This window comes from Mesorhizobium sp. ESP-6-2 (genome assembly GCF_020164675.1).
Taxonomy (GTDB): domain Bacteria; phylum Pseudomonadota; class Alphaproteobacteria; order Rhizobiales; family Rhizobiaceae; genus Mesorhizobium.
Genome location: NZ_JAIUGT010000002.1, coordinates 363,929 through 387,977 on the forward strand (window position 1 = coordinate 363,929; position 24,049 = coordinate 387,977).

Sequence of the window (24,049 nt, forward strand, 5' to 3'; positions counted from 1 at the left end):
CGCCGCGACCGGAACAGGGCGAGGACGCCCAAAGCAAGGTATCGCGATCAAGAGCGACCGCGCAACATCGAACCCGGTCCATGGTTGTCGCCGACGACGATCGAATTGCCTCTTTATCGACACGCGGATGCAGGTAGAGTGCGGCTGATTTCAACCAAGCCGTTCGGAGCTGATGCTCGCACGCCTGTTCGTGATCTTCGGTGGCCTGTTCGTGCTGGTGCTGTGCGCGGCGCTGGTGGGGCCGTATTTTGTCGACTGGTCCGGCTATCGAGCGCAGTTCGAGCGCGAAGCGAGCGCCATTCTCGGCCGCAAGGTGACCGTGCAGGGCGCCGCCACGGCGCGCTTGTTGCCGTTTCCGTCGGTAACCTTCTCCAATGTCGCCGTTGCCGGCGGCCCCGCCGGCCAGCCGGCTATGACCGTCGAGACGTTTTCGATGGATGCGGAACTGGCGCCGTTCCTGCGTGGCGAGGTGCTGATTTTCGACATGCGGCTGGTGCGGCCGAAAGCGACGATCGACATCGCCGCCAATGGCACTGTCGACTGGGCGATGCGGCCGTCCTCGCCCTTCAACCTCAACCAGATATCGATCGAGAAGCTGACGGTGACGGAAGGGCAGATCGAGTTGCGTCATGCCGCCGGCGGACGCAGCCACATCATGTCCGAGATCAATTCGACCATTTCGGCCAAATCGCTGGCGGGCCCGTGGCGCATGGAGGGCACGCTGAGGTTCGACGGCCTGCGCACGACGGTTGCCGCCACCACCGGCAAGGTCGAAGCCAACGGCCAGATGCGGTTTCGGCTCAAGGCCGATCCCGACGCCTATCCGCTGGTCATCGAAACCGACGGCAATGCCGGCATCGTCAACGGAGCCGCCATCTACTCCGGACAGTTCAAGATTTCCGGCGCCGACAAGAACTCGGCCCAGTTGCGGGGCACCGATGGCGAGACGGTGAAGGTCGGCACCGGCAAGTCCGATCCCGGCTTTCGGGTCAACGGCAAGTTCGCGCTCGATCACCAGAAGCTCGGCATCGATGAATTCCGCTTCGAGACCGGGCCGCTCGACAATCCATATACCGCCGACGGCAAGGCCTCGGTCGATCTCGGGCAGAATCCAAGCTTCGCCATCGAGGCCAATGGCGCGCAGGTGCAGTTCGACGAGGCCGTGGGTGCGGCGGCAGGCGCCGGCTTGACACTGGATCAGCGCATTGCCGGACTGGAACAGGCCTTGCTCGACCTGCCTAAGCCGACCATTCCCGGAACGGTCGAGGTCAGGTTGCCGGCCGTCGTGGCCGGCGACACCACGGTTCGCGACGTTCATCTTTCCGCCGAACCGGTCGATGGCGGCTGGTCGGTGAAATCGCTTGCCGCGACACTGCCCGGCCGCGCCACGCTGGAGGCCGACGGCCTGCTCAGCGTCGAGAACCATTTCGGCTTCACCGGTTCGCTGCTGCTGGCCGTGGCGCAGCCTTCCGGCTTCGCTGCCTGGTTGTCGAAGGATGTCGACGAGGCGATCCGGCGCCTGCCCGCCGCCGGCTTCCGGGCCAGGGTCGATCTCTCCGAAAAGCGCCAGGCCTTCAGCGATCTCGAACTGGTCCTGGGCAAGGCGACGTTTTCCGGCCGCATCGATTCCAGCCAGCCCGACGACGCCAGGCCCTCGGTGCTGATGCGGCTGGAAGGCGGCGATCTCGATGTCGACGGGCTGGCGGCCTTCGCCTCGATCTTCATCAGCGACAAGGGCGCCAACCGATTTGCCGACCGCGACCTCGATTTCCAGATCAAGGCGGGACCGGTCAGTGCCGGAGGCTTGACCGCCGATACGGTCGACACCGCGCTCAGGCTGCGCGACGGGCTACTTGAGATCGACCGGCTGTCGGTGGGCGGGCTGGCTGGCGCGTCGATCAGCGCCACCGGCCGGATCAAGGATTTTCCGGCGAGCCCGACCGGCAAGCTCGACGCCTCCGTGGTCGCCGTAGACCTGAAGCCACTGATCGACGTGGCGGCGCAGCACTATGCCGACAATGCCGTGCTCAAGGGACTGGCTAGCCGCGCCGCAGCCTATCCCGACCTGTTCCAGGATTCACGCGTCGATCTTGTGGTGAGTGCCGCCGACAATGGCGACGGCACAACGGGGCTTGCGGTGAGTGGGCAAGGCAAGGCCGGCGGATCGTCCTTTTCCGCCTCGCTGTCGGGGAAGGGAGCGGTCGAGAAGCTTCTTGAAGCGCCTGTGGCGCTGACCTTCAATGCCAGGAACCCCGACGCCACCGCGCTGCTGGCACTTTACGGCTTGCCGGCGCTGCCGCTCGGCATGCTCGGCGAGGCAAGCACCGACATCCAGGCCAAGGGCACGCTGGGCGGCGGCCTGGCGACGAGCTTCAGCCTTGCCGGCAACGACTTCAACGCCGGTTTCGACGGCACCGTAGCCGACACACCGCAAGGTCCGGTCGCAAAGGGCAAGGTCAGCCTCGATGCGGCCGACATCGAGCCCTGGTTGATGACATCAGGCATAGGCCTGCCAGGCATGGGAACAGGCATGTCGACGTCGCTCACCGCGCAGGCCGATTACGGCAACGGCCTACTGGTGCTCTCCGGCCTCAATGCCGCCATCAACGAAGCTGCGGTGTCGGGTGACGTGAATATCGACGTCAAGGAGGGGATTGGCGGCAAGGATGGCGTGCCGCATCTGGCCGGCGCGCTGGCGCTCGACGAACTCGATCTCGACCCGATGGCGGTGGCGCTGTTCGGCGATTCCGCGTTCACGGACAAGAACGGAGACAATAAAGGCGGTGTGTGGCCGTCGGCTCCGTTCAGCCAGAAATCCAGCCTTCCGTTCACGGCCGATCTCGACTTGACCGCGGCTTCCCTCGCCGCAGGACCATTCGCGACCGCCTATGACGCGGCCTTGTCGCTGAAGCTCGACCAGGAAGGCATCCGCGTGTCCGATCTCAGGGCGAAATTCCTTGGCGGTGCGCTGACCGGCCTGTTCGAATTGAAAAACAATGACGGCACCGGGCTTTTCACCGGCCAGATGAAGCTTGCGGACGCCGATTTGCCAGCCGTGCTGCCGAATGCCGGCATCGACGGCAAGGGGGATATCTCCGCGGCGTTTTCGACAAGCGGCAAATCGGTCGACGCGATGATCGCCGCTCTGTCGGGTTCGGGCACGGCGGCGCTGAAGGGCGTTACGGTCGCCGGCGTCAATCCCGATGCGTTCAACACCTTCCTCGCCAAGGCCGACGCGATCGGCCGCGATATCGATGCAGCCAAGACAGCCGGCTTCGCCCCTGCTATCGCGGCAGATGGGAGTTTCGCGGCAAAGGATACCGACATCGCCTTCACCATTGCAGGTGGCACGCTGCGGGCGCCGCCGATCAGCCTCGAAAATCCTTCGGCGACCTTGTCCGCCGACATCACGGCGGATCTCAATGCCGATACGGTCTCCGCCAAGGGCGCGGTCACCTACCGGCCCGGCGACGAAGCGCTCGTCGGTTCCGAGCCGGCGATGAATTTCAGCGTCGAGGGGCCGTTCGGCGCCGTCAAACGGCAGTTCGACAGCGAACCGCTGGCGCAATTCCTGACGCAGCGCGCGCTGGAGAAAGAGCAGCAGCGGGTCGAGGCGATGCAGGCCGCATTGCTGGAGAAGCAGCGGCTGCGGCGCGAAGTGCGTTACTACGCTGCGTTGCAGGACCAGCGCGACAAGGCGGCCGAGGAGCAGCGACAGCGGGAGGAGGCGGCGCGGCTGAAGGCCGAGGCCGACGCCAAGGCGAAAGCCGAGGCGGAAGCTCAGGCGCAGGCCGAAGCGGAGGCCAGGGCCAAGGCGGATGCCGAGGCAAAAGCCAAAGCCGAGGCGGATGCCAAGGCAAAGGCCGAGGAGGCGATGCGGACCGCCTCGCAGGAGAGGGCAAGGTTGGAAGCAGAGCGCAAGGGCGCCGAGCAGACGCCGAACCCGGAACCGGCGCCGCCGCCGGTGGCCAATGATAATCCGCCCCCGGCCAAACCGCAGTTCAATCCGTCTACGATCGACAATTTGCTGAAGTCTTTGCAGTAGGGCAGTAGGCAGGGGATTTGCCTCAATCGTTCAAAGAACGAGCAGTTCGGCGCTGTCGGCGACGTAGCGGGCGTGACGAAAATCGCGGATGGCGGCAAGCTTACCCTCCTGCCAGACCAGCAGGATGAAATAGGCTGGTCGCGCAACCGGATCGTTGCCGTCGTGAACGAGGATCACCGGCCTGTCCTCGACGAATCCCGGCACAAAACGCCAATCGTGAACGCGGGAATAGTTGTGAAAGTAGGTGGCCACTTCCTTGGGTCCGGTAAATCGCGTTCTGGCCACCAGCTCCAGGCGAACTTCATCGGCGAGCATGTCGCGCACGGCGTCGAAATCACGGGCGTTGAAGCGATCGATATAGGCTTCGAGCAACAGGCGTTCGGAGACGCTCAGCCTGGGAACCGGCCGATCCTCGGGCTCGGCGGCGAGCTGGCGCAAGCGGCCGCGGCCACGATGCAGCGCCGCCTTGACGGCCGGGACGCTGGTGTCCAGCGCGGTGCTGATTTCTTGCAGGGAATAACCCAGAACGTCCATCATGATGACGCTGCTTCGCTGCGCGACGGGCAGGCGCATGAAGGTGTGCAGGCCGGCGGCAGCGGCCTGACGGTCGAAGGTGGCGTTGGCCGGGTCGACGATCATGTCCGGATCCTCATCGGAAAAGGCCTTTTCGCGGGCTCGCCGGCGCAGAAAATCGAGTGCCGTGTTGTGCGCGATGCGGAACAGCCAGCCCTCCGGATTTGCGATCTGGCCGGCGTTCGGCAAAGCCTCGAACGCCTTGGCCAGAGCTTCCTGCAACACGTCCTCGCCGTCGAAGACGGAACCCGTCATGCGCGCACAATAGCGGTGCAGCTTTGGGCGCAATTCTCCAAACAGGCGTTCGATGAGCGCGCGGTGCTCGCCAGGAATGAGGATGTTCATACGCCCGCCGTTCTCTACATCGCTTGACCGCGCCTACTGGTCCAGCATCCGGTAACTGCCCACCACCGTCATCGCCTCGCGATGCGGAGGCTCGATGCAGCGATCCCTGATGCCGTTCTGAAAAGTCTCGAACGCCGCCAGCCCGGGAAGGGTGCCGGCCTGCTCCTCGGTTGCCGCTTCGACCAGATGGAAGAAGGTACCGTCGCTGGACCGCCATGTCATGTAGCGAAACCCTTCGGGCGATTTATCCCGCAATTCCTGGAACACGGCCTTGACCAGCCGCTCGTTCTCGTCGACCAGCTCCGGTTTGGTCCTGTAACGTATCAAATGGTGTTTCATCTTGCCCGTTCCTCTGGCGGCCCTGCACCCTGCAGGTCGCTCATGTCCGAGACGAAGCGGCGGAGCCAAAGGATTCGGGGTTTCCGGATTTTTTATGCGGCCCGTCATGTCCCATCTTCCCGATGGTAGCCGGGCTTCGCAAAGTTGAATGGACGACGGCGCGTTGCTGACGGCTGTCGCGATCTCATCGTGCGCTCGCCGTCGATCGACGACGCTATGTCGGGCCTCTGGTTGGACCAACAACGCCACAGCCCATGCGCGGCAGTTATTCGACCAGAATGCGCGCTTCCCTCGCGGCTTCGACAAAAGCATCCCTGGCGGTATCGGCCGATACGCCGCCGTTCATGGCCTGCCGGCACGCCCGCAGCGCAGCCTTATGCTTGATGCTTCCCGCATCGCGCCAGTGATTGGCAAGAAGGTCGAGGGCTTGTTCGGCATTGGACAGATGTCGAACGTCGCCGGAAACGCCTGTGGAAACCGGGACTGCCTTGGAAAACCAGATGTTGTACATGGCATAGCCTCCATTCAGCTGGGTTAACGAACTTATTTCTGAAGCGTATCGCGGTCCTTTCGGGCGAGCACGCTCCTCAGCATGGGTTCGATGCGGGAAAGCTCGTCGAGATGCACGGCCGACAAGTCGGCGAGGCAGGCATCGGCCCGCTCGGTCAGTTGCAGCAGCACCTTGCGCTGGTCGTCCTTGTCCTGATCCCTGACGATCAGCCCGGCCTCGCACAGGCGGTTGACCAGTTCGACGGCACTATGGTGACGGATGCGCAAGCGTTCGGCGAGGTCGCCGATGGCTACCGGGCCTCCGCCCGGAAAACCCTTTATGGCGAGCAGTGCCTGGTGCTGGCGCGTGGTGAGACCGGCGTCTTCCGCCTGTAGCTGGCTGAATTCCAGAAAGCGGCGGATCAGGTAGCGGAACTCGGACAGCCGCTGGTAGTCGGCCTGGCTGATGGCGGAGCGGGGTTTTTGCGGATGCGACATATCAGACATGTGTTGTCATTCCGGCCAAAGCTCAAACGATTTCGGGCCATGCCTGCTTGAATATTTATATCGTATTACGATACATAGCCGCCGGCAAAGCCGATTTGGCGGTTTGCCGATCCTCCAAGAGCGGCACGCCGACGGAAAGCAGGCAGGCAATGAAGACCGAACATGGCACTCCCGGACATCTGCGCGATTTTACCACCGACGCCAGGGTGCTGCTGATCGCGGCCATTGCCGTGGTGGTGGCGACGGCCGGGCTGTTTGCCGGCATCATCCTGCTGAAATTGATCCGGCTCGCCACCAATGTCGCCTATTTCGGTCAATTCACGCTTGCCGATTTGAAGCTGGAGGACACTCCGCTTGGATATGCCGCCGTCGCCGTGCCGGTGATCGGCGCGCTGATCATCGGCCTGATGGCGCGCTACGGCAGCGAGAAGATCCGTGGCCACGGCATTCCCGAAGCGATCGAAGCGATCCTGCTCGGGCGCTCGCGACTGGACGCCAAGGTCGCAGTGCTGAAGCCGCTGTCGTCGGCGATCTCGATCGGCTCCGGTGGACCGTTCGGCGCCGAGGGCCCAATTATCATGACCGGCGGCGCCATCGGCTCGCTAATCGCGCAGATGCTGCCGGTCAGCGACAATGAGCGCAAGACGCTGCTGGTGGCGGGCGCCGCTGCGGGCATGACCACCGTGTTCGGAACGCCGATCGCCGCCATCATGCTGGCGGTGGAACTGCTTCTGTTCGAATGGACGCCGCGCAGCTTCATTCCGGTGGCGGTGGCTGCCATCGTGGCGGAGGTCGAGCGCACCATGCTGCACATGCCGGGACCGATCTTTCCGTTTCAGGGCGGCATGGCGATTTCCTTTGCCGGTCTTGGCGGCTGGGTCCTGATCGGCGTTGCCGCGGGCCTCCTGTCCGCCTTGCTGACGCAGATGGTCTATGCCTGCGAGGATGGTTTCCAGAAGCTGCCGATCCACTGGATGTGGTGGCCGATGCTCGGCGGCCTCGTCGTCGGCATTGGCGGCCTGATCGAGCCGCAGGCGCTCGGCGTCGGCTACGACAACATATCGAACATGCTGGACGGCCGTACGATCGCGACGGCGGCACTCCTGCTGTTGGTGGTAAAAGCCGTCATCTGGTCGGTGGCGCTGGGCTCGGGAACGTCGGGCGGCGTGCTGGCACCACTGCTGATCATGGGCGGCGCGATGGGCGCGGTGCTCGCCGGCTTCCTGCCGGCGGCCGATCCCGGCTTCTGGGCACTGCTGGCGATGGCGGCGACCATGGGCGGTACGATGCGCGCGCCGCTGACGGCGACCTTCTTCGCGGTCGAATTGACCGGCAACACGCATGTGCTGGTGCCACTGATCGCGGCTTGCGCCGCCGCCCATGCGGTGACTGTGCTTTTGATGAAACGTTCCATCCTGACCGAGAAGATCGCCAGGCGAGGGCATCATCTGGTGCGCGAATACCGGGTCGATCCGTTCGCGCTGACCAGGGTGCACGAAGTGATGACCACGGAGGTCCAAAGCGTGCCGGCGACGATGACGCTGCATGGCGCAGCGGCATTCCTGACCGCGCCGGAGACGCGTCATCCGAGCTTCCCGGTCATTGACGGCAACAGGCAGGTGCTCGGCCTTATCGACCCACCGGCGATCCTGCGCTGGCGGCGCGCCGGCAAACACCGCACGACGACGCTCGGCGACTTGCTGGCTGGGAGCAAGGTGACGCTTGCCTATCCCGATGAATATCTGGAAGGCCTGTCGGACAAGCTCTTGATGGCCAACGTGTCGCATCTGCCGGTCGTGGCCCGCGACGACGGAACGCTGGTCGGTTACGTCGGCTGGAAGGACCTGATGCGCGTCAGATCCAGGAAGCAGGCGGAAGAGCGCGATCGCACGGCCCTGCTGGGGTTCGGCACCCGCCGCGGGAAACAGGAAAGCGCTGTCTGACGGAGCCTGGCATCAGGCGCGGCCGCGCTTCGCCCAGGCCAGTACATGGATCCGGAGCGCCGAGGACAGATTGGTGTCTCGTGGCCGGTTTTCGTCGACTTCCGCGACCAGCGCGGCAAGGGTCAGATTGCGCGCGATGGCGATAGCGACAAGGTCGTCAAAAAAGGGCTTTTCGAGCGAATAGCTGGTGCGGTGGCCGCGGATCGTCACCGAGCGCTTTTCGACCGGGCTCACCTGAAGCTCATTTGGGGTCCGGATCGGGCGACGGTTGACGCCGATGGCCCGCGACGAAGGACTCAGCCTTTTCGGCAACCAGGCGGTCGCGTTCCTTCTCTGCCCCGGAGCGGCCGTACAGGGCGCGGTTCTGGCTGGCAGTGCGCTCCTTCTCCAGCCTTGCCTTCTGCTTGCGAGCCTGGCGCAGATTGACGATGTCGGCCATGACGCGCGACCCGAAGGCTTATTTCTTGCGGAAGGCGTCGAGCGAGACGACTTCGGCGCCCTTGGCGGCATCGGCATCGGCCGCCTTCTTCTCGGGTTCGGCGGTCTTCTTCTCCGCCTTCGGCTTTTTCTCGGAGACGATGGCGAGCGGTTCGGACGCCGGCTGGGAAGCTGGCTCGTCATCCGACTGGCCTTCGGTCTTGACGTCGAATTCGAGTTCGAAGTTGACCGACGGATCGTAGAAGCCGCGCACCGCCGAGAACGGGATTTCGAGTTTTTCCGGCACGTCCGAGAAGGAGAGCCCGACCTCGAAACCGGTCTCGGTGACCTTAAGGTCCCAATACTGGAACTGGATGACAATGGTCATCTGCTCCGGATAGCGCTCGCGCAGCCGCGACGACACGCGCACGCCCGGCGCGCCGGTCAGGAAGGTGATGAAGAAATGATGATTGCCGGGGAGGCCGGTGCGCGCGACTTCCGCCAGGACCTTGCGCATGACGCCGCGCAACGCCTCCTGGGCCAGAATGTCATAGCGTATGTGGTCGTCGGCCATGTGGCGGTCGGGTTCCGTTGAATCGTCCGCATAGCTGTAATCAAGCTTGAGCGCGGCGTAAACCGCATATAGACGCGCCGCCGTGTCGAAGCGAGGACGATTGCCGAGATTTGATCGGCGAAGCCGGCTTGCGTCACGCGCAATGCTATGCGTTGGCCAGTGCGGTCTGCTTTTTGACGGTCGGGGAGGGGCGCTTGCCGAAAGCGCGCAGGAAGGTGCGCACGCCATTTGTCGCCGATTGCAAGACCTCGTCCTCGGCCGGGGTGCCGCCGAGCATGAAAGTCGTCTGCAATTCAGCATTGACGAGGCCGAGGAACTGCCGCGCCGCGACGTCGGGGTCGTCGATCGCGAGGTAACCGCCATAGGCAAGGCGAGCGAAGCGGGCGGCGATTGCCGGCCAGGTCCGCCCCGGACCCTGTTCGCGCCATTCGGCGAACAATTCAGGGTAGCGCTCGCCTTCGGTCTGGATCAGCTTACGCAGGAATTTTCCGTCGCGGTTGCAGATGCAGTTCTGGTTGAGGCGCACCGCAAAGCCGATCAGATCCGCTTCCAGATCCCTCGGCTGGTCCGGGAACGTGGCGATGGTGGCGAAGATGCCGGCGTTGCAGCGCTCAGTGAGGTCGCGGACTACGGCGATGAAGAGCTTTTCCTTGTCGCCATGGTGGTTATAGACGGTCTGACGCGACACACCCGCCTCGGCAGCGATCAGGTCGATATTGGCGCCGGCAAAGCCCTCGCGGCAGAACACGGAAGCGGCGGCGTCGACCACCGAGATGCGCTTGGCCTCGTGGCTTCGTGGCGGGAAACTGTCAGGAGAAACGCCCGGTCTCATGAAAATCTATATAGAGGTGATTGACGATTTAGACAAGACTGTCTAAATTTGTGGACACGGTATAAGGGGGTTCCCCTCTGGAGACGCGAACAATTCGCACTCGGAGAGTCGGAATCCCACGGGATCGAACGTCCTGGGGTTAGACGTCGCCTTGCGGCGGCAACCAGATTCGAAAGAAGCCAACATCATGAGTTCCAAATTCCTCCGCATCGCGGTCGTGCTCGGCCTGTTGTCCGCCATCGGCCCCTTCGCCATCGATATGTATCTTCCCGCATTGCCGTCGATCGGCGCTGATCTCAATGCCGGCACCGCAGCCGTGCAGATGAGCCTTTTGATCTTCTTCCTGTCGATGGGCTTCGGCCAGATCGTCGTAGGGCCGATTTCCGATATGGTCGGACGCAAGCTGCCGCTCTATGGCGGTCTTGCGCTGTTCATGGTCGGCGGCATCGGTTCGGCATTGGCGCCGACCATCGAATGGCTGATCGCCTTCCGTTTCTTGCAGGGCCTTGGCGCCAGCGCCGGCATGGCCATTCCGCGCGCGATCGTGCGCGACCTGCACACTGGCAACGAAGCCGCCAAGCTGATGTCGTTGCTGATGCTGGTGTTCTCGGTATCGCCGATCCTGGCGCCGCTGACCGGCAGCCAGATCATCGAGAGTTTCGGCTGGCGCGCCGTGTTCTGGACCGTGACGGCCGCAGCGGTGCTAGCAACCATCCTGCTCGCGACCTCGCTCAAGGAGACGCGGCCGGCTGAAGAACGCGCCGGTTCTTCCTTTGGCACCGCCCTTTCAGGCTACCGTTTCCTGATGGGCGACCGCAACTTCCTCGGTCTGGTGGCGATCGCGGGCTTCGGCATTGCGAGCTTCTTCGTCTACCTGTCGAGCTCGTCCTTCATCCTGATCGACCATTACGGCCTGTCGCCTTCGGTCTATAGCGTGTTCTTTTCGATCAATGCCGTCGCCTTCATCGGCATGTCGCAACTCACGGGCCTGCTTTCCGAGCGTTTCGGGCTCAAGCGGGTGGTGTGGGTGGCGGTGACCGGCTACGCCACCACGATGGTGGCCCTGTTCGCGATCATGGCTTCCGGCGTGGACCGGCTGGATATGATGGCGGCGCTGCTGTTCGTCGGCTACGGCTTCCTCGGCCTGGTCATTCCGACCACCTCGGTATTGGCCATGGAGGAGCATGGCGAGATTGCCGGCACGGCTTCGGCGCTGATGGGCACGCTGCACTTCGCCATCGGTGCGCTCGCCATGGGTGTCGCCGGCATCTTCTTCGACGGCACACCGTTGCCGATGGTCGCCGGTATCACGCTCTGCGCGGTGATCTCTTTCACCCTGGCCAAGATCACCCTCGGCCGTTCGCGCGAGGCGGTTGAAGCGCCGGCGGAGTAGGCAATCGTCAATAAATTGAAAGAGGCCGGGCCGATCCCGGCCTTTTTTATGCCAATCCCGCTTCGTCCAGCACGAAGCGCAGCCGTGTCTCGACAGACGCCAGGGGCAGTCGTACCAGTTCATAACCGAGTTCGGCGTAGACGCCGACCAGCGCGTGATAGGTGCGCTCGGCTTCGTCGAGCGTCTGCTTGCGCTCTTCGTCCTGCGTGAAGATTTCGGGCCAGGGCGGGGCAACGAAGACACGGGGGTTGTAGCGGAAACGCTTCGCTGCGATGCCGACGTGATCGGGCACCGGCAGGCCGCCGAGGCGGAGATAGCCCAGCGTGTCGGCCACGCCACGATCGAAGAAGACCGGTCCCTCCTGTTCGATCGCGGCTTGGTACGAGCGCATCTCCCAGGACAGCATCAATTCGGCAAACAATGCGCGATCGCTCCAGGGCAAAGCGGGGCCGCCGATGGCGGACTGGTCGCGAATGATGCCGCGTCCGGCCTCGACCGAGGTGGCGAACCCTGCACGGCGCAAGCCTTCGATCAGTGTGGTCTTGCCGGAGCCCGGACCGCCGGTCAGCACGAAGAATCGGTCGGAATTGTTTTGCATTTTTACCCATGTCGAAGGAGGCACGCGGCTCCACTGCGTCGCCTCCCGTGGGCCGAACGAAGTCTGGCTGGCGCGAGGGGCCGTTGCGCGTGATGCAGATGAAAAAGGGGGAGAAGTGGAGGTTTCTGTTGCCAGGTACCTCCGAACCCCGCCTAGAAGTGCGAACCCCTAGGGCTTGATTTGAAGCTATCGCACTGCATTAAGCAGCGAGACGTGCTTCCGCATAGTTGTCGTTGGCAACTATAAGTTTAGCCCGATGACGGTGGTACAATGCCGGGCAAAAGTACGATCTTTACACCTTCGTCGATCCTATTTCGCCCCCAGCAAAAGCCGCTCCGTCTTCCAGAGCGGTTTTTGGTGGAGGCGCCGGGTACCGCCCCCGGGTCCGAACGGCTTATTTCATCGCCAGTTTATCGCCATAGTCGGTCAAGCCGACGAAGCGAATATAGGGGTCCGTCGCCAGAAATGAAAGACCGCAATGGTGCTTTGTCCCTGTGTCAAAATGCGATGCGGCAGGGTTGACTTGGGAACGGTCTCAACCGAAGCTTTGCCGCGGTGAGGAGTTACCGACCGAGCGCACGAGTTGCGGAGCGCGCCACAGCCCTCATCGATCGGATCCGTGGCGCCGACGAGGGGAATTTTGATGGCCGACTATCTTGCAGACGTGAAGAAATACGACGCCGCGGCGAGTGCCGAAACTGTCGAGAAGATCGTGAAGCATCTGGGTATTGCGCTCAGGAACCGCGATTCTTCGCTGGTGTCCTGCACCGATCCCAAAGAACTCGAGCGAGTCCGGGAAAACTGGGTCGGCAAGAAGCTCGGCGTCGCTGATGCAGCGAAGGCAGATGCTGCGATCGAGAAGACCTGCAAGGCGATGGCCGCAGACAACACCAAGAATCGGGTGACTTTTTACTACCTCGTTGCCAAGGACCTGGGAAAGCTCGGTTCGCTCTGAGAATTCCGTGCTCGCGCGGTTGCTGAGGCGCCCCGTTGCTTTGTAATGGGCACGCCTGGTGCTGCCCCTCATCTGGCTGCCGCCATCTTCTCCCCGTATAGAGACGGGGAGAAGCACGCTGCCACCGATGGTTTCGCCAATTGCCGGCGTTGCAAGACGGACGCCGAGGCTGCGGTCAGTTGCTTGGAGGCCGGCGCGGACGCCGAAACAGTGATGAGGCAAGCGCCGCCTGCACCGTTTTGATGTGTTCGGCCGCCTGTCTAGCAGCTATAATGCTCGCACGATCGAATCGAGCCGAACCGATGCGCCAGTATCTCGACCTTCTGCAGCACGTGCTGGACCACGGCGCCGACCGCGGCGACCGCACGGGCACGGGAACGCGCTCCGTCTTCGGCTACCAGATGCGCTTCGACCTGGCGCGCGGCTTTCCCGTCACCACCACCAAGAAGCTGCATCTGAAATCGATCATTCATGAGCTTCTGTGGTTCCTGGCCGGCGAAACCAATATCAAATATCTGACCGACCATGGCGTTTCCATCTGGGACGAATGGGCTGACGAGAATGGCGATCTTGGCCCCGTCTATGGCAAGCAGTGGCGTTCCTGGCCGGACGGCCATGGCGGGTCGATCGATCAGATAACCAATCTTGTGAAAGAGATACGCCGCAATCCTCAATCGCGGCGGCTGATCGTTTCGGCCTGGAATCCGGCCGAGGTGGAGGCGATGGCGTTGCCGCCATGCCATTGTCTGTTTCAGTTCTACGTCTCGGAAGGCCGGCTTTCCTGCCAGCTTTACCAGCGTTCCGGCGACATCTTCCTCGGCGTGCCGTTCAACATCGCCTCCTACGCCCTGCTGACGCTGATGGTAGCGCAGGTGACCGGCCTGAAGCCCGGTGATTTCGTTCATACGCTCGGCGACGCGCATCTTTATTCGAACCATTTCGAGCAGGCGCGCGAGCAGCTGCGGCGCACGCCAAGAACGCTGCCGACCATGTGGATCAACCCTGAAGTGAAGGATCTCTTCGCCTTCCGCTTCGAGGATTTCCGGCTGGAAAACTATGTCGCCGACGCGACGATCAAGGCGCCGATCGCGGTCTGAACCGCCGGCGCAACCCTTGCCGACGTGACGCATCGAGGCCGTGACGACGGCGCCGTCAATGTCGATCCTGACCGGCGAGGCGGTCGGCCTTAGTGCATCTTCTTGTGACGTCTTCTTCTGCCTTTCGCTGTATCCGTGCTGGTCTATCGCAGGTCGCGATGACGCCGCGCATTCAATGGCGACACTGGGCGAAAAACCTTTCCTTGTTATATTCATCCGGATATATCGGATGGCAGGCTTCGAGCAGGCCGGATGTCAACTCAGGGAGAGTTCCATGACGCGCAACGGTTTTGCAGTGGCGGCTGTCGCCATTGGCGGCTTCGCGGCGGCGTGGACGGCAGCAGTGCCGGCGGCGCGCGCGCAAGACGAGGTCGTGGTGTTTGCGGCCGCCAGCCTCAAGGACGCGCTCGACGCGGTCAACAAGGCCTGCGCGGCTGATGTCGGCGAAGCGGCGACCATCTCCTACGCGGCGAGTTCGGCGCTCGCCAAGCAGATCGAAAGCGGCGCGCCGGCAGACGTGTTCATCTCGGCCGATCTCGACTGGATGAAATATCTATCCGACAAGAAGCTGATCAAGCCAGACACCGAGGTGAAGCTGCTCGGCAATGAGATCGTGCTGGTGGCGCCGAAGGATTCGACGGTCGAAACCAAGATCGAAAAGGGTTTTGATCTGGCCAAGCTGGTCGGCGACGGCAAGCTCGCCATGGGCGACTTCAAGGCTGTGCCGGCCGGCAAATACGGCAAGGCCGCACTTGAATCGCTCGGCGTCTGGTCCTCGGTCGAGGGCAAGGCGGCGCAGGCCGAGAATGTGCGTGCGGCACTCAAGCTGGTCTCGACGGGCGAAGCGGCTCTCGGCATCGTCTACGCCACGGACGCGCATGCAGAAAAGGGCGTCAAGGTGGTTGGTATTTTCCCCGAGGATTCGCATCCGCCGATCATCTATCCGGTTGCCCAGACGGCGGATTCGAAGGACAAGGACACGCCTGCCTTCCTGAAGTGCCTGCGGACGGCAAAGGCATCGGATCTATTCAAGGAGCAGGGTTTCACGGTCCTTGCGCCCGTCAACTAGGATAGCCACCTGCGCATGAACTGGCTGCTGGACCTCACTCCCGACGAATGGAATGCGGTCCGGCTGTCCATCAAGGTGGCGACAGTGGCGATGATCGCCAGCCTGCCGCCGGGCATAGGAATCGCGCTGCTCCTGGCGCGCGGCCGCTTCTGGGGCAAGACGCTGCTCAATGGGCTGGTGCATCTGCCGCTGATCCTGCCGCCCGTGGTGACCGGCTATCTCCTGCTTCTGACCTTCGGCAAGCGCGGGCCGGCCGGCGCATTCCTGGCCGAGCATTTCGGCATCGTCTTTTCCTTTCGCTGGACGGGTGCGGCTCTTGCCTGCGGCGTCATGGGTTTTCCGCTGATGGTGCGGGCGATCCGATTGTCGATCGAGGCCGTCGACCGCAAGATGGAGGCGGCGGCTGGAACGCTCGGCGCCAGCCCGCCATGGGTGTTCGGCACCATCACCTTGCCGCTGATCCTGCCCGGGCTGATCGCCGGCGCCATCCTCTCCTTCGCCAAGGCGATGGGCGAGTTCGGAGCGACGATCACCTTCGTCTCCAACATCCCGAACGAGACGCAGACGCTGCCGTCGGCAATCTACACGTTCACCCAGGTGCCGGGCGGCGATGCCGGCGCGCTTCGGCTGACGCTGATCTCGATCGTCATCTCGATGGCTGCCCTGGTGGCCTCGGAAGTGTTGGCGCGGCGCGTCGGCCGGCGGATGGACATCGAATGACGGTCCTTGTCGATATCCGCCATCGGCTCGGCGATTTCCCCCTCGACATCCGATTCGAGAGCGCCGGGCGGCTGACGGCGCTGTTCGGGCCCTCTGGCTCGGGCAAGACGACGCTGATCAATATGATTGCCGGGCTGATCCGGCCCGACCAGGGACGCATCGAGGTCGATGGCCGTGTGCTGGTCGACACGGCCAAGGGCATTTTCGTGCCGAAGCACAGGCGCCGGATCGGCATGGTGTTCCAGGATGCGCGTCTGTTTCCGCATATGAGCGTGGCGAGCAATTTGCGCTATGGCCGCTGGTTCACGCCGGCGGCGGAGCGTTATGCCGAGATCGACGCCGTCGTCGAATTGCTCGGCATCGAGCCGCTGCTGGCGCGGCGGCCGGCAAAGCTCTCGGGCGGCGAGAGGCAGCGCGTCGCGATCGGCCGGGCGCTGCTCGCCAGCCCCCGGCTGTTGCTGATGGACGAGCCGCTGGCCTCGCTCGACGAGGCGCGCAAGGCCGAAATCCTGCCCTATGTCGAGCGCCTGCGCGACGAGACGAAGATCCCGATCATCTATGTCAGCCATTCGATCGCCGAGGTGGCGCGGTTGGCGAGCGAGGTGGTGATGCTGGCGCAAGGCAAGCTTGCCGCCAGCGGCCCGACCACGGCTGTCATGCAAAGGCTGGACCTTCTGCCGGCGGAGGAGCGCGGCGAGGGCGGCGCGGTGCTGGACACCAGCGTACTGCAGCATGACGAGGTTTTCGGCATGACGGTGCTTGGCTCGAACGCCGGCGAGATACGTGTGCCCAAGCTGGCGGCGACGGTGGGCGCGCCGGTGCGCATACGCATCCGCGCTCGCGACGTCATGATCGCCACCGAACGGCCTTCGGGTCTCAGCGCGCTCAACATCCTGGCCGGCACGATCGTCGCGATCAGGCCGGGCGAGGGGCCGACGGTCGAGATCGGTATCGACTGCAACGGCGCGACCGTGCTGGCACGGGTCACCGAACAGTCGCGGCAGGTTCTGAAGCTGCGGCTCGGTGTACAGGTCTTCGCCGTGATCAAGACGGTGAGTTTCGACCAGGCGAACACTGGGGGCGGGCTCCCCGCGGAGGCGGATGGCTGAGACGGCGAGTGGGTCTTTGCGCTATATCTATTTGGAATAGCGATGCCGCCAAAGACGCTCTAACATGGCGGGCGTGATCGCGGAGGAAGAAAATGCCGTCGCTGAGCTTGCGGATAAACCTCGACCCCGACGGGCGCATCGGGCCGGGCAAGATCGAATTGCTGGAGCAGATCGCCGCCTTCGGTTCGATCTCGGCCGCCGCGCGCGGCATGGAGATGTCCTACAAGCATGCGTGGGACCTGGTCGAGGACATGAACCGGGTGTTCGGCAAGCCGCTGGTGGCCGCGCAGACCGGCGGCCGCAAGGGCGGCGGCGCGCAACTGACGGCGGTGGGCCTAGCCGTAGTCAGCCGTTTCCGCGCCATCGAACGCGCGGCGGCTTCGGCGGCCGCGACGCATATGGAGGCGTTGCAGGCGGAGATTGAGGAGGGGTAGAATTAGGCAGTAGGGCAGTAGGGCAGACCAACTCGGGCGCGTTGGAATTTTACTCCCCTCCCTTCCGCAGCAAATAGGTGTCCATGATCCAGCCCTTCTTCCGGCGGGCTTCCTCGCGGATTTTTTCAATTTCGGCGCCGACGTCGCCGAGGCGGCCGGAGACGATGATTTCGTCCGGCGTGCCGAGATAGGCGCCCCATTGGATGAAAAGATCCTGGTCGGCGAGCGTGTTGAAGGCGCATTTGCCGTCAAGCATGACGACGGCGCTTCCGGCATTTTTCGGCATGCCTTCTTCCGTCAACCGGCGGCCGGTGGTGATCAGGATAGAATCGCCGATGCGGTTCAGCGCTGTCACGTGGCTGGCGGCGAGCGCCTGGATGGCGGTGATGCCGGGAATAACCTCCAGTTCGAAGGCGACGTTGCCCCTGAGGCGTACGCGCTCCAGGATGCGCAGCGCGCTGTCGTAGAGCGAGGGGTCGCCCCAGATCAGGAAGGCGCCGCAACCATCTTCGGCGATCTCTTCGCGGATCAGGTCTTCATAGATGGCGGCGATTGCCTCGTGCCAGTCATCGACCGTCGAGCGATAGGAAGGCGCTGGTTCGGCCCGCACGGGCACGTCGAATTCCACGCGGCGTGAGTTCGGGTTGGTGACGAAACGGTCGCAGATGTGACGGCGCAGTTCGGCAAGATCGTTCTTCTTCGCACCCTTGTCGGGGATGAACAGCACGTCGGCCCGATTGAGGCCGTCTATGGCCTGCACGGTCATATGGTCGGGATTGCCGGCGCCGATGCCGATAACGAGAACCTTGCGCATGAAGCGAACTCCTGCCCGATCGCAACCCTTTAGTCCAGACTGGCGTGGTGCAATGCGCAAGGGCTTTGAAACGCCACGTTGAAACCGCTAGGGTCATCGCGACATTCTCGCCGAGGGGCTTTCATGTTGCGATATGTTCTGACCGCGGTGCTGGCCTTGTCGGCTGCCCCCGCGTTCGCCAATGATTCTGTTGCCGAGCTCGGCACCGGCGGCCTAGTCCTGTCGCGCAGCGATGCCGTGGCGATGCAGAGCGAGGACCTCTTCATATCGCCGGAAAAGGTGACCGTGGATTACGTCTTCCACAACAACACCGACAAGGACGTCGAGGCGATCGTCGCCTTCCCAATGCCCGACATCTCCGGCGATCCCGAGGAGATGCCGGCGATCCCCGAAAACCAGAGCGACAATTTCCTCGGCTTCGAGGTGACGATCGACGGCGTGGCGGCAAAGCCTGAGCTCGAGCAGAAGGCGTTCGCGCTCGGCATCGACATCGGTGCCGACCTGAAGGCGCAGAACGTGCCTTTCAACCCATTCGGTGAAGCGGCAAAGGCGGCGCTCGCGAAGCTGCCGCAAACGGTGGCCGACGATTGGGTCACCCGCGGCATCATCATCGAGGACATTGTCGATGACGGCGCTGGCGCGAAACCCAATTATGCACCGTTCTGGCAATTGCGCTCGACCTATTGGTGGCGTTCGACCTTTCCGGCCAACAAGGACGTCCACGTTTCCCACCGCTACAAACCGAGCGTCGGCGGCACCTCGTCGGTCAGCTTCTTCTACGACGGCAAGTTCCAGGGACAGTACGCCGCCTACAAGTCCCGCTACTGCATGGACGACACGTTCGAGAACGCAGTGCGCAAGGCTGCCAAGAACGATCCCGACGGCTATCCAAAATATTACGAGAGCCGCATCGCCTACATCCTGACCACCGGCGGCAACTGGGCGGCCGGCAGCATCGGCAAGTTCAAGCTGACCGTCGACAAGGGCAATCCCAAAGCCCTGGTCTCGTTCTGCGGCGACAATGTCAGGAAGGTCGGGCCGACGAGTTTCGAGATGACGGCTGAGGACTTCTATCCAGAGCGCGACATCGACATCCTTATCCTCGATCCATCCGACAATGGGAACGGCAACTGATGCACGTGGCAATCTATGTCGCCATCGCCGAGAACGGCGTCATCGGGCGGGACGGGGGGCTGCCCTGGCGGCTTTCCACCGATCTCAAGCGCTTCAAGGCAGACACGATGGGCAAGCCTATCATCATGGGCCGCAAGACCTATGAAGGCATCGGCCGGCCGCTGCCGGGCAGGCTGAACATCGTTGTCACCCGTGACAAGACCTGGCGCGCCGACGGCGTCGAGGTGGCGCATACGCTTGAGAACGCGATCCAACTGGCTGATGTGCGTGGGCGCTGCATGAGCGGGGTGGACGAGGTCTGCGTGATCGGCGGCGGCGAAATCTATGCGCAGGCGCTGCCGCTCGCTGACCGGCTGCATGTCACCCATGTGCTGGCCGCTGTCGACGGCGACGCGCATTTCCCCCCGATCGATCCGAAACGCTGGCGCGAAGTCAGTTCGCAGGAGATCCCAGTCGGCGAAAAGGACAGCCACGCGACGCGCTATACGGTTTACGAGCGACGCCGCGAGAGCCATTGAAAGAAAAAAGGCGTTTAAAGACGACAAAGGGTCGCGACCGGCCCAAAACCGATGATGCCGGCAGAGCATCGCGTTGAAAGCATGCCGTGGCGTCCCTATAGAAGAACAAGACTGGATTTGCGCCGTAATTCCGGCGCTTGAGGGAATTCCAAGCGAAAGGACATTCATGCCCTGGAACGACAAAGGTGGCGGTGGCGGCGGCCCGTGGGGCGGCGGCAACAATCAGGGACCCTGGGGGCAGGGACCGAAGGGGCCAAGCGGACCGCAAGGCTCGCCTCCCGACCTCGAGGACATCATCCGCCGCGGCCAGGACAGGCTGCGGCGTGCGCTGCCCGGCGGTGGCGGCGCCAGTCCGGCCATATTCGGCCTGATCGGCGCCGCGCTGGTCGTGCTATGGGCGTTCCAGGCAATCTATACCGTGCAGCCGGACGAGGTCGCGGTCGAACTGCGCTTCGGCAAGCCGAAGGCCGAACTGTCGCAGCCCGGACTGCATTTCCACTGGTGGCCGCTCGAAACCGTCGAAACGGCCAAGATTTCCGAGCAGCTCGTCGACATTGGCGGTGGCGCGTCCAGCGGCAACACGTCGGGGCTGATGCTTTCGGGCGATCAGAACATCGTCAACGTGCAGTTCTCGGTCGCCTACCAGGTCTCCGATCCCCGCGCCTATCTGTTCGACGTCTCCGACCCGGACGGCATGCTGCGGCAGGTCGCCGAAAGCGCGATGCGCGAGGCCGTCGGCCGCAGGCCGGCGCAGGACATCTTCCGTGACGACCGCCAGGGCATAGCGGCTTCGGTGCGCGAGATCATCCAGACCACGCTTGACGGCTACAAGGCCGGGCTTCAGGTCAACGCCATCTCGATCGAGGACGCGGCGCCGCCGCGTGAGGTCGCCGACGCCTTCGACGAGGTGCAGCGCGCCGAGCAGGACGAGGATAAGTTCGTCGAGCAGGCCAATCAGTACTCCAACCAGAAGCTCGGCCAGGCTCGTGGCGAGGCCGCACAGGTCCGCGAAGACGCGGCCGCCTACAAGAACCGGGTGGTGCAGGAGGCCGAAGGTGAGGCCCAGCGCTTCATCTCCGTCTATGACGAATATGCCAAGGCGCCCGACGTGACGCGCAAGCGGCTTTACCTGGAAACGATGGAGAAGGTGCTGAAGGACTCCGGCAAGGTGATCGTCGAGCAAGGCAACGGGCAGGGGGTTGTCCCCTATCTGCCGCTGCCGGCATTGCAGCAGAAAGCGCCGGCTCCGGCCCCCCTTGGCGCGACGACGGGAGGTAACCAGTGATGGCCAACCGTCTCCCCGTCATCGTCGTCATCGCGGCGGTCATCCTGTTCCTGCTCTATTCGTCGGTCTTCGTGGTCAATGCGCGCCAGCAGGCGCTGGTGCTGAGGTTCGGCGAGATCGTCGACGTCAAGACCGAACCCGGCATCTACTTCAAGGCGCCGTTTTCGTTCTTCGACGCCGACACGGTGCAACTGATCGAGAACCGGGTGCTGCGCTTCGACCTCGACAACATCCGCGTCCAGGTCTCGGGCGGCAAGTTCTATGAGGTCGATGCCTTCATCGCCTACCGCATCTCGGATCCGCGTGTCTTCCGTGCCGCGGTATCCGGCCAGATCGAGCTCGCCGAAGCGCGGCTGAGGACGCGTCTCGACGCTGCCTTGCGCCGGGTCTACGGTCTGCGAGACTTCGAGGCCGCCCTTTCCGAGGAGCGCGCGGTGATGATGCGCGAAGTGCGCGATCAGTTACGGCCCGACGCCACCTCGCTCGGTCTGCAGATCGAGGATGTCCGCATCCGTCGCACCGACCTCACCGCCGAAGTCTCGCAGCAGACCTTCGATCGCATGAAGGCCGAACGTCTGGCCGAGGCCGAAAGGCTGAGGGCGCGCGGCAACGAGGCGGCGCAGCGCATCAAGGCCCGCGCCGACCGTGAGGTGGTCGAGATCATCGCGGAAGCGCAGAAGGAGTCCGAAATCCTGCGCGGCGAGGGCGAGGCGCAGCGCAGCGCCACCTTTGCCGAGGCCTATCAGCGCGATCCGGCGTTCTTCGACTTCTACCGGTCGATGAACGCCTATGGCACCGCGCTGGACAACACCGGCACGACAATGGTGCTGTCGCCGAATTCGGAGTTCTTCCGTTTCTTCCGCGACCCTGACGGCAAGGAGGCGCCGGCAAGGCCGGCGGCTCCGCAACCGGCACCTCCTGCCGCACCGGCGACGGCACCCGCGGCTTCGCCCGGCACCGACCAGTAGCGGCCGGTGCAGGATTTCTTCGCGGCAATAGGCCTGGTCCTCGTCATCGAGGGCCTGGTCTATGGCGGCTTTCCCGGCTTCGCCAGGAAACTGGCGGGCGAGGTGCTGTCATTGCCGGAGAATACATTGCGGATTGCCGGGCTGGTGGCGATCGGAGCCGGCGTCGGCGTCGTCTGGCTGGTTCGCGGCGGATAGGAGCGTCGGTTTGCGCAATAACGCGGGATTTACACTCTGCCGATAGCCACAGCCGCAAACGTGCCTTATTTCTTACCATCATGGCGCGACACGGCGTTTTCGTCGAAGCGCTTTTCTCTTTCAGAAATGCCGGGAGGCTTCTCGATGACATCCAACACCCTTTTGCGCGCGGCTCGACGCACATTCGTCGCCGGCGCGGCAGCGCTTCTTCTGGGCACCGTGGCCGTTCCGGCCCTCATGACGCCGACAATGGCCGCCGACGGGCCTGCTTCGGTGGCCGACCTGGCGCAAGGCCTGCTCGGCGCGGTGGTCAACATCTCGACCTCGCAGACGGTGAAGGGCACGGAAGGTCCGGGCGCGGTGCCGATGCCGCAGCTCCCCGAAGGCTCGCCATTCCAGGATTTCTTTGACGATTTCTTCAAGAACCGCGGCGGCGACAAGGACAATGGCTCGCAGAAAGTGCAGTCGCTCGGCTCCGGTTTCGTCATCGACGCCGAGCAGGGCATCGTAGTCACCAACAACCATGTCATCGCCGATGCCGACGATATCGAGGTCAATTTCTCCGACGGAGTCACGCTGAAGGCGACGCTGGTCGGCACCGACACCAAGACCGATGTCGCGGTGCTCAAGGTCGATCCGAAGGGCCACAAGCTGACGGCGGTGAAATTCGGCGATTCCACCAAGATGCGCGTCGGCGACTGGGTGATGGCGATCGGCAATCCGTTCGGCCTCGGCGGCACGGTCACGGTCGGCATTATCTCGGCGCGCAACCGCGACATCAATTCCGGCCCCTATGACGACTTCATCCAGACCGACGCTGCGATCAACCGCGGCAATTCGGGCGGGCCGCTGTTCAACAGCGCCGGCGAGGTCATCGGCATCAACACGGCGATCATCTCGCCGTCCGGCGGCTCGATCGGCATCGGCTTCTCCATTCCTTCGCAACTCGCCTCCGGCGTCGTCGATCAGCTGCGCCAATATGGCGAGACGCGGCGCGGCTGGCTTGGCGTGCGTATCCAGCCGGTGACGGACGACATTGCCGAGAGCCTCGGCATGGCGACCGCCAAGGGCGCGCTGGTCGCCGGCGTCATCAAGGGCGGACCGGTCGACAACGGCACCGTCCAGGCCGGCGACGTCATCATCAAGTTCGACGGCAAGGACATCCACGAAATGCGCGACCTGCCGCGTGTCGTCGCGGAGAGCCCGGTCGGCAAGGCGGTCGACGTGCTCATAGTGCGCAAGGGTGTCGAGCAGACGGTGAAGGTAACACTTGGCCGGCTCGAGGACAGCGAGAAGCTCGCCAGCGGCGAAAACGGCAACACCGACCAGGACAAAGGCGACAAGGCGCCGGCGGTTTCGACGGCCTCGGTGCTCGGCATGACCGTCGGCGAACTGAACGACGATACGCGCAAGAAGTTCAGCATCGCCGCCGATGTTTCGGGCGTCGTCATCACCGATGTCGCCAAGGATTCGGCCGCGGCTGAACGCGGCATCCAGCCGGGCGAGGTGATCACCGAAATCGCGCAGGAATCAGTTGCCACGCCCAAGGATGTGATGGACCGGATCGGCGCATTGAAGGAGCAGGGACGCAAGAACGCACTGCTGATGCTGGCGTCCAAGACCGGTGAGCTGAGGTTTGTGACGATCCGGATGGATTGAATCCGGCACAACCTGCAACAATCTGATTGAGGAGGGC

General features: G+C 63.5%; 25 protein-coding genes and 1 other RNA gene. 15 read left to right on the forward strand and 11 right to left on the reverse strand.

Going from position 1 to position 24,049, the window contains the following annotated elements:
* Positions 1–172 precede the first annotated feature (172 nt).
* Positions 173–4,045, forward strand: a complete 3,873-nt coding sequence (locus LB532_RS06755) for an AsmA family protein (protein WP_140639170.1) — start codon at positions 173–175, stop codon at positions 4,043–4,045.
* A 30-nt stretch (positions 4,046–4,075) separates the two neighbouring features.
* Here LB532_RS06755 and LB532_RS06760 read toward each other — a convergent pair whose 3' ends face one another.
* The 4 genes from LB532_RS06760 to LB532_RS06775 all read right to left on the reverse strand — a co-directional run bounded on the left by LB532_RS06760 (position 4,076) and on the right by LB532_RS06775 (position 6,298).
* Positions 4,076–4,963, reverse strand: coding sequence for a sigma-70 family RNA polymerase sigma factor (locus LB532_RS06760; RefSeq protein WP_140639169.1), 888 nt, complete (start codon positions 4,961–4,963; stop codon positions 4,076–4,078).
* 33 nt (positions 4,964–4,996) lie between these two features.
* A complete protein-coding gene (locus LB532_RS06765) occupies positions 4,997–5,302 on the reverse strand; it encodes a hypothetical protein (RefSeq protein ID WP_140639168.1) in 306 nt (101 codons plus the stop codon).
* A gap of 265 nt (positions 5,303–5,567) precedes the next feature.
* A complete protein-coding gene (locus LB532_RS06770) occupies positions 5,568–5,813 on the reverse strand; it encodes a DUF982 domain-containing protein (protein ID WP_140639167.1) in 246 nt (81 codons plus the stop codon).
* Between the two features lie 32 nt (positions 5,814–5,845).
* Complete coding sequence (locus tag LB532_RS06775) at positions 5,846–6,298, reverse strand: MarR family winged helix-turn-helix transcriptional regulator (RefSeq protein WP_140639166.1); 453 nt, start codon at positions 6,296–6,298, stop codon at positions 5,846–5,848.
* A gap of 149 nt (positions 6,299–6,447) precedes the next feature.
* Between LB532_RS06775 and LB532_RS06780 the strand changes: the two genes are divergently transcribed.
* On the forward strand, positions 6,448–8,241 hold the full coding sequence (locus LB532_RS06780; RefSeq protein WP_140639165.1) for a chloride channel protein: 1,794 nt from the start codon (positions 6,448–6,450) through the stop codon (positions 8,239–8,241).
* 12 nt (positions 8,242–8,253) lie between these two features.
* Here LB532_RS06780 and LB532_RS06785 read toward each other — a convergent pair whose 3' ends face one another.
* The 4 genes from LB532_RS06785 to LB532_RS06800 form a co-directional block, all read right to left on the reverse strand.
* Positions 8,254–8,475: a ribbon-helix-helix domain-containing protein gene (locus LB532_RS06785; RefSeq protein ID WP_140639164.1), complete on the reverse strand. Its 222-nt coding sequence runs from the start codon at positions 8,473–8,475 to the stop codon at positions 8,254–8,256.
* Positions 8,476–8,482: 7 nt separating this feature from the next.
* The gene (locus LB532_RS06790) at positions 8,483–8,680 is read right to left on the reverse strand and encodes a DUF4169 family protein (RefSeq protein WP_140639163.1); all 198 of its coding nucleotides are present in this window, start codon (positions 8,678–8,680) and stop codon (positions 8,483–8,485) included.
* 18 nt (positions 8,681–8,698) lie between these two features.
* The gene (locus LB532_RS06795; protein ID WP_140639162.1) at positions 8,699–9,232 is read right to left on the reverse strand and encodes an SspB family protein; all 534 of its coding nucleotides are present in this window, start codon (positions 9,230–9,232) and stop codon (positions 8,699–8,701) included.
* 145 nt (positions 9,233–9,377) lie between these two features.
* Positions 9,378–10,064 carry a TetR/AcrR family transcriptional regulator gene (locus LB532_RS06800; protein ID WP_140639161.1) on the reverse strand — a complete coding sequence of 229 codons (687 nt, stop codon included), beginning with the start codon at positions 10,062–10,064 and terminating at the stop codon, positions 9,378–9,380.
* Between the two features lie 187 nt (positions 10,065–10,251).
* Between LB532_RS06800 and LB532_RS06805 the strand changes: the two genes are divergently transcribed.
* Positions 10,252–11,457 (forward strand): multidrug effflux MFS transporter, encoded by a 1,206-nt coding sequence (locus tag LB532_RS06805; RefSeq protein WP_140639160.1) that lies wholly within the window; start codon positions 10,252–10,254, stop codon positions 11,455–11,457.
* A gap of 46 nt (positions 11,458–11,503) precedes the next feature.
* On the opposite strand, the gene LB532_RS06810 is transcribed toward LB532_RS06805, so the two are convergent.
* Both LB532_RS06810 and ssrA read right to left on the reverse strand, forming a co-directional pair.
* On the reverse strand, positions 11,504–12,055 hold the full coding sequence (locus LB532_RS06810; RefSeq protein ID WP_140639159.1) for an AAA family ATPase: 552 nt from the start codon (positions 12,053–12,055) through the stop codon (positions 11,504–11,506).
* A 114-nt stretch (positions 12,056–12,169) separates the two neighbouring features.
* Positions 12,170–12,530, reverse strand: a transfer-messenger RNA (tmRNA) gene (ssrA, locus tag LB532_RS06815).
* A 168-nt stretch (positions 12,531–12,698) separates the two neighbouring features.
* Between ssrA and LB532_RS06820 the strand changes: the two genes are divergently transcribed.
* From LB532_RS06820 to LB532_RS06845, 6 genes are all read left to right on the forward strand, one after another.
* On the forward strand, positions 12,699–13,010 hold the full coding sequence (locus LB532_RS06820) for a DUF2853 family protein (protein ID WP_140554449.1): 312 nt from the start codon (positions 12,699–12,701) through the stop codon (positions 13,008–13,010).
* A 302-nt stretch (positions 13,011–13,312) separates the two neighbouring features.
* Entirely contained in the window at positions 13,313–14,107 is a 795-nt protein-coding gene (locus LB532_RS06825; protein ID WP_140557590.1) for a thymidylate synthase, read from the forward strand.
* A gap of 274 nt (positions 14,108–14,381) precedes the next feature.
* On the forward strand, positions 14,382–15,176 hold the full coding sequence (gene modA / locus LB532_RS06830) for a molybdate ABC transporter substrate-binding protein (protein WP_140639158.1): 795 nt from the start codon (positions 14,382–14,384) through the stop codon (positions 15,174–15,176).
* A 15-nt stretch (positions 15,177–15,191) separates the two neighbouring features.
* Positions 15,192–15,896 (forward strand): molybdate ABC transporter permease subunit, encoded by a 705-nt coding sequence (modB, locus tag LB532_RS06835; RefSeq protein WP_140639157.1) that lies wholly within the window; start codon positions 15,192–15,194, stop codon positions 15,894–15,896.
* A complete protein-coding gene (gene modC, locus LB532_RS06840) occupies positions 15,893–17,005 on the forward strand; it encodes a molybdenum ABC transporter ATP-binding protein (RefSeq protein ID WP_140639156.1) in 1,113 nt (370 codons plus the stop codon). The genes modB and modC overlap by 4 nt, the downstream gene beginning before the upstream one ends.
* 92 nt (positions 17,006–17,097) lie before the next feature.
* Complete coding sequence (locus LB532_RS06845) at positions 17,098–17,439, forward strand: winged helix-turn-helix domain-containing protein (protein WP_140495328.1); 342 nt, start codon at positions 17,098–17,100, stop codon at positions 17,437–17,439.
* Between the two features lie 49 nt (positions 17,440–17,488).
* On the opposite strand, the gene cobF is transcribed toward LB532_RS06845, so the two are convergent.
* Positions 17,489–18,253: a precorrin-6A synthase (deacetylating) gene (gene cobF, locus LB532_RS06850; protein WP_140639155.1), complete on the reverse strand. Its 765-nt coding sequence runs from the start codon at positions 18,251–18,253 to the stop codon at positions 17,489–17,491.
* A gap of 123 nt (positions 18,254–18,376) precedes the next feature.
* On the opposite strand from cobF, the gene LB532_RS06855 reads away from it, so the two are divergent.
* The 6 genes from LB532_RS06855 (at position 18,377) to LB532_RS06880 (ending at position 24,012) form a co-directional block, all read left to right on the forward strand.
* A complete protein-coding gene (locus LB532_RS06855; RefSeq protein ID WP_140639154.1) occupies positions 18,377–19,387 on the forward strand; it encodes a DUF4424 domain-containing protein in 1,011 nt (336 codons plus the stop codon).
* Positions 19,387–19,905, forward strand: coding sequence for a dihydrofolate reductase (locus LB532_RS06860; protein ID WP_224556464.1), 519 nt, complete (start codon positions 19,387–19,389; stop codon positions 19,903–19,905). The genes LB532_RS06855 and LB532_RS06860 overlap by 1 nt, the downstream gene beginning before the upstream one ends.
* 166 nt (positions 19,906–20,071) lie before the next feature.
* Positions 20,072–21,190 carry an FtsH protease activity modulator HflK gene (gene hflK / locus LB532_RS06865; RefSeq protein WP_140639152.1) on the forward strand — a complete coding sequence of 373 codons (1,119 nt, stop codon included), beginning with the start codon at positions 20,072–20,074 and terminating at the stop codon, positions 21,188–21,190.
* Positions 21,190–22,158 carry a protease modulator HflC gene (gene hflC, locus LB532_RS06870; protein WP_140639151.1) on the forward strand — a complete coding sequence of 323 codons (969 nt, stop codon included), beginning with the start codon at positions 21,190–21,192 and terminating at the stop codon, positions 22,156–22,158. Before hflK ends, hflC begins: the two co-directional genes overlap by 1 nt.
* A gap of 6 nt (positions 22,159–22,164) precedes the next feature.
* Positions 22,165–22,353, forward strand: a complete 189-nt coding sequence (locus LB532_RS06875; protein WP_140639150.1) for a DUF2065 domain-containing protein — start codon at positions 22,165–22,167, stop codon at positions 22,351–22,353.
* Positions 22,354–22,497: 144 nt separating this feature from the next.
* Positions 22,498–24,012, forward strand: coding sequence for a DegQ family serine endoprotease (locus tag LB532_RS06880; RefSeq protein WP_140639149.1), 1,515 nt, complete (start codon positions 22,498–22,500; stop codon positions 24,010–24,012).
* Positions 24,013–24,049: the final 37 nt, after the last annotated feature.

What these genes read in the sequence shown, in the direction of transcription:
- LB532_RS06755 (WP_140639170.1), top strand. Translation starts at nt 173, where the DNA reads ATGCTCGCACGCCTGTTCGTGATCTTCGGTGGCCTGTTCGTGCTGGTG.
- LB532_RS06760 (WP_140639169.1), bottom strand. Translation starts at nt 4,963, where the DNA reads ATGAACATCCTCATTCCTGGCGAGCACCGCGCGCTCATCGAACGCCTG.
- LB532_RS06765 (WP_140639168.1), bottom strand. Translation starts at nt 5,302, where the DNA reads ATGAAACACCATTTGATACGTTACAGGACCAAACCGGAGCTGGTCGAC.
- LB532_RS06770 (WP_140639167.1), bottom strand. Translation starts at nt 5,813, where the DNA reads ATGTACAACATCTGGTTTTCCAAGGCAGTCCCGGTTTCCACAGGCGTT.
- LB532_RS06775 (WP_140639166.1), bottom strand. Translation starts at nt 6,298, where the DNA reads ATGTCTGATATGTCGCATCCGCAAAAACCCCGCTCCGCCATCAGCCAG.
- LB532_RS06780 (WP_140639165.1), top strand. Translation starts at nt 6,448, where the DNA reads ATGAAGACCGAACATGGCACTCCCGGACATCTGCGCGATTTTACCACC.
- LB532_RS06790 (WP_140639163.1), bottom strand. Translation starts at nt 8,680, where the DNA reads ATGGCCGACATCGTCAATCTGCGCCAGGCTCGCAAGCAGAAGGCAAGG.
- LB532_RS06795 (WP_140639162.1), bottom strand. Translation starts at nt 9,232, where the DNA reads ATGGCCGACGACCACATACGCTATGACATTCTGGCCCAGGAGGCGTTG.
- LB532_RS06800 (WP_140639161.1), bottom strand. Translation starts at nt 10,064, where the DNA reads ATGAGACCGGGCGTTTCTCCTGACAGTTTCCCGCCACGAAGCCACGAG.
- LB532_RS06805 (WP_140639160.1), top strand. Translation starts at nt 10,252, where the DNA reads ATGAGTTCCAAATTCCTCCGCATCGCGGTCGTGCTCGGCCTGTTGTCC.
- LB532_RS06810 (WP_140639159.1), bottom strand. Translation starts at nt 12,055, where the DNA reads ATGCAAAACAATTCCGACCGATTCTTCGTGCTGACCGGCGGTCCGGGC.
- LB532_RS06820 (WP_140554449.1), top strand. Translation starts at nt 12,699, where the DNA reads ATGGCCGACTATCTTGCAGACGTGAAGAAATACGACGCCGCGGCGAGT.
- LB532_RS06825 (WP_140557590.1), top strand. Translation starts at nt 13,313, where the DNA reads ATGCGCCAGTATCTCGACCTTCTGCAGCACGTGCTGGACCACGGCGCC.
- modA (WP_140639158.1), top strand. Translation starts at nt 14,382, where the DNA reads ATGACGCGCAACGGTTTTGCAGTGGCGGCTGTCGCCATTGGCGGCTTC.
- modB (WP_140639157.1), top strand. Translation starts at nt 15,192, where the DNA reads ATGAACTGGCTGCTGGACCTCACTCCCGACGAATGGAATGCGGTCCGG.
- modC (WP_140639156.1), top strand. Translation starts at nt 15,893, where the DNA reads ATGACGGTCCTTGTCGATATCCGCCATCGGCTCGGCGATTTCCCCCTC.
- LB532_RS06845 (WP_140495328.1), top strand. Translation starts at nt 17,098, where the DNA reads ATGCCGTCGCTGAGCTTGCGGATAAACCTCGACCCCGACGGGCGCATC.
- cobF (WP_140639155.1), bottom strand. Translation starts at nt 18,253, where the DNA reads ATGCGCAAGGTTCTCGTTATCGGCATCGGCGCCGGCAATCCCGACCAT.
- LB532_RS06855 (WP_140639154.1), top strand. Translation starts at nt 18,377, where the DNA reads ATGTTGCGATATGTTCTGACCGCGGTGCTGGCCTTGTCGGCTGCCCCC.
- LB532_RS06860 (WP_224556464.1), top strand. Translation starts at nt 19,387, where the DNA reads ATGCACGTGGCAATCTATGTCGCCATCGCCGAGAACGGCGTCATCGGG.
- hflK (WP_140639152.1), top strand. Translation starts at nt 20,072, where the DNA reads ATGCCCTGGAACGACAAAGGTGGCGGTGGCGGCGGCCCGTGGGGCGGC.
- hflC (WP_140639151.1), top strand. Translation starts at nt 21,190, where the DNA reads ATGGCCAACCGTCTCCCCGTCATCGTCGTCATCGCGGCGGTCATCCTG.
- LB532_RS06880 (WP_140639149.1), top strand. Translation starts at nt 22,498, where the DNA reads ATGACATCCAACACCCTTTTGCGCGCGGCTCGACGCACATTCGTCGCC.